The following is a 3,135-nucleotide window of genomic DNA, read 5'->3' as shown; positions in this document are numbered from 1 at the left end:
TCGGTGGTCAGTGACAACGTCCCTATGGAGATGACCGGGGATGGGGCCTGAGCCCAGCCTGTCGGTTCGACCACCTACTCGCTCAACGGAAGTGGCCTGGCCGAGCCACGAGAGCGATACGGCACCCTGCCCTCGCGCGGAGACGAAATCGACACCGTGATCGACCTCTATCGAGCTCGCGGGAAGCGGGATCACTCGTGTCAGGCACACGAGGTCAAAGCGCCCGACCTCGCCTGCGGCGGGGGACACCTCGACTCACTCCGTCAAATGAGCTATCGCGGAAATATCGACGAGCGCTCCAGGGTGAACCAGCCTCGGCGTGAGAACGATAGCGCTCGCAGGCGGATTCGTCGTGTTGACGAACCGGTCTCGAACTTCGCCGAACTTGTGGGCACTCTCCACGAATCCTTCCTCCGCCAGGACCGAAATTTTGACCACATTGTCGAAGGTCGCGCCCACGACAGCGAGTTGAGATTCGATGTTCCTGAACGCCTGCTCGAACTGGGCCTCGAAATCTCCGGGCCCCACCAGGGAGCCTGCCGCGTCGAGCGCCATTTGGCCGGTGATGAATACCAGTCGACCTCCGGACACTTCGACAACGTTGGAAAACCCGTGTGGTGCCTGTGCCAGAAAGCGGGTGGAAGGTTCGGTGACAGTCATTGTCATCCTTTCGGAAGCGAATCGTTAAGTGGAGGTTATCCTCCGAATCGAGCGTAGCACGCATACGTCGGATTCGGAGGAAGACTTCCACTTAGGACGGACCGATAGCAGCCCCTGCGTAAGATCTCGCACACCCTTCAACCGGACGCACAGCCTCGGTCCGGTATCGACTGCGTACGATCAGATCTGACTCGCAGGCCACCGCGGTGCAGACCCGCCATCTCGTGCTTGCACGAAATTTCGAAAGGCAAAACGGACGATGGCGCAACGCGAAGAACCACGACCCGTCGCCCCTCCCGAACTCGGGTCGGCGGAGCCACTCCGTTCAGATGCAGCGCGAAACCGAGAGCGGATATTGAAGGCAGCACGTGCCCTCTTCGCCGAGCACGGGCTCAATGTTCCCCTCGAAGCGATAGCCGAGAGGGCTGACGTCGGTATCGCTACCCTGTACCGACGTTTCCCGACACGAGACGAGCTCATTGCGGCGAGCTTCGAGGACAAGATGCGCCGATACAGCGAAGCGGTGCGAGATGCGCTCGAGCTCCCGGACGGCTGGTCGGCTTTCTGTCAATTCGTCAACGAGGCGTGCGCAATGCAGGCATCGGACATCGGCCTTCGTGACGTGCTGACGCTGACTTTCCCCGAGTCGCCGAGCCTCGAAGAACAGCGCCGACGCACAGCTGACGGCTTCGCCGAAATCGTCAGGCGCGCCCAAGACGAGGGCACACTGCGGAACGACTTCGTCACACAGGACTTCGTACTTCTCCTACTTTCTAACGCCGGCGTCATCAGCGGTATGCGCAATGCCGCACCCGACGCATGGAAGCGCCACGTAGCGTTGATGATTCAGGCGTATCGAGCAGATCACGCCGCACCCCTCCCCGATCCACCGACGCACGAGCACGTGTGGGCAGCAATGAACCGGCCGGACCGCGGCTGAAACACCACCCGACACACACACCGGTCGAAACCTGATGCCGCACAGTCGATCGAGGTCTCCAGAACACCGCTTCACGACCGGCGCAGCGACGTCCAAGAATTGACTATCCTGCGCCGCACACGCTTCCGGCAGCGCCGGTCGGATCCGCAAGCTCCGCCCCCGGCGGCAAGCACTCGGACGCGTGCTCCCGCAGGACAAGACGCTGTGTCGGCTTCGCGTCCACGTACCGCTGCCGGCCTTCTTCGGTGATCGACACAACTACCGAACGCCGATCACTCGATGCCATAACCCGGACCACCAGCCCGTCACCCTCCAGGTTCGCAACCAACCTCGACAACGCGGACTGCGACAGATGCACCTGCTCGCTCAACTGGTTCATCCGAACAGCTTCGGCCTCGCGATCCGAATAGAGAACCTGCAGTACCTCGAACTCGCTCGAGCTGAGGTCGTGATCACGCTTGAGCGCCACATCGAGCTTGCACAGAACTGTGTGGTAGCTACCCATCAAGTCGTGCCACGCCCGTGCGAGCTGATCCTCTGTCCATGGTTGCGGCATACCTTGATTGTACCCACATCGTATGCAAGCACAATTTATGCGTCATCAACCTATGCATTTGCATATTATGCACCAGCATGTACTCTCCATTGAGTTGCCGAACCGACGACAACATCACAAACGCAAGGGGTCATCAGATGCATGACAGATACGGACTCTCAGGAAAGACTGCCGTGGTCACGGGCGCAACGGCTGGCATTGGTGGAGCAGTGGCGCACGGGCTGTCGGCTGCAGGCGCTCACGTCGTGGCGGTCGGTCGTGACCGACAACGCGGCGAGGCGTTGTGCGACAGGATTTCCGCCGAGGGCGGCTCAGTAGAGTTCGTCAGTGCGGACGTGGGCGAACAATCCGGACTGGACGATGTCCTCGACGTGGCCCGTGCGCGTCCTGTCGACATTCTCGTCAATAACGCAGGGACGGCGATCTTGGGCCCGACCGAAGCGCTCACACCCACCGATTTCGACAAGATGATCGCCACCAATATTCGCGGAGCGTTTTTTCTCGTCGCTGGCATCGCGCCCGGAATGGCGGAGCGCGGTAGCGGCAGCATCGTGAACGTCAGCAGTATGGCCGGAGCCGTCGGAACTCCCGGGGCGGCAGTCTACGGTGCCACCAAATCGGCCTTGGAATCGTTGACACGATCATGGGCGGCCGAATACAGCGTTCGAGGTGTCCGAATAAACAGCGTCGCACCCGGACCGACCTACACCGCTGCCGCACCGCGGGATTGGTTCGATACGGTCGGCCTGACAACCGCCATGCAACGGGCAGCGGAGCCGACCGAGATCGGAGAAATGATCCTGTTCCTTTCCTCGGAGCGGGCGAGCTACGTCACCGGCAGCACATTCCCCGTCGACGGTGGGCGCACCGCAATCTGACCGGCCCTCGCTCCCACAGAAGTCGCCTTCATTCGACCCGCAGCTCAAGACACGCTGCGCAATCGGCGCACGAAGATCTCCGATCAGATCGAATTCCTCCA

The 3,135-nt window shown here is 61.2% G+C and carries 4 protein-coding genes; 2 read left to right on the top strand and 2 right to left on the bottom strand.

The features are described 5' to 3' along the window. Positions 1-255: 255 nt before the first annotated feature. A complete protein-coding gene (locus A2J03_RS00145; RefSeq protein WP_068368045.1) occupies positions 256-660 on the bottom strand; it encodes a RidA family protein in 405 nt (134 codons plus the stop codon). Between the two features lie 259 nt (positions 661-919). Here A2J03_RS00145 and A2J03_RS00140 point away from each other — a divergent pair, with 259 nt between their 5' ends. Continuing rightward, positions 920-1,600 carry a TetR/AcrR family transcriptional regulator gene (locus tag A2J03_RS00140; RefSeq protein WP_068368040.1) on the top strand — a complete coding sequence of 227 codons (681 nt, stop codon included), beginning with the start codon at positions 920-922 and terminating at the stop codon, positions 1,598-1,600. A 103-nt stretch (positions 1,601-1,703) separates the two neighbouring features. On the opposite strand, the gene A2J03_RS00135 is transcribed toward A2J03_RS00140, so the two are convergent. Further along, positions 1,704-2,156, bottom strand: coding sequence for a MarR family winged helix-turn-helix transcriptional regulator (locus A2J03_RS00135; protein WP_068368039.1), 453 nt, complete (start codon positions 2,154-2,156; stop codon positions 1,704-1,706). Positions 2,157-2,293: 137 nt separating this feature from the next. Between A2J03_RS00135 and A2J03_RS00130 the strand changes: the two genes are divergently transcribed. Further along, positions 2,294-3,034: an SDR family NAD(P)-dependent oxidoreductase gene (locus A2J03_RS00130; RefSeq protein WP_068368038.1), complete on the top strand. Its 741-nt coding sequence runs from the start codon at positions 2,294-2,296 to the stop codon at positions 3,032-3,034. Positions 3,035-3,135 lie beyond the last annotated feature (101 nt).

Origin of the sequence: Rhodococcus sp. EPR-157 (assembly GCF_001647195.1) — a bacterium.
In the GTDB taxonomy this organism is placed as follows: Bacteria; Actinomycetota; Actinomycetes; order Mycobacteriales; family Mycobacteriaceae; genus Rhodococcoides.
The sequence above is the reverse complement of the archived record's forward strand: the minus strand, read 5'-3'. Positions and strand labels throughout refer to the sequence as shown.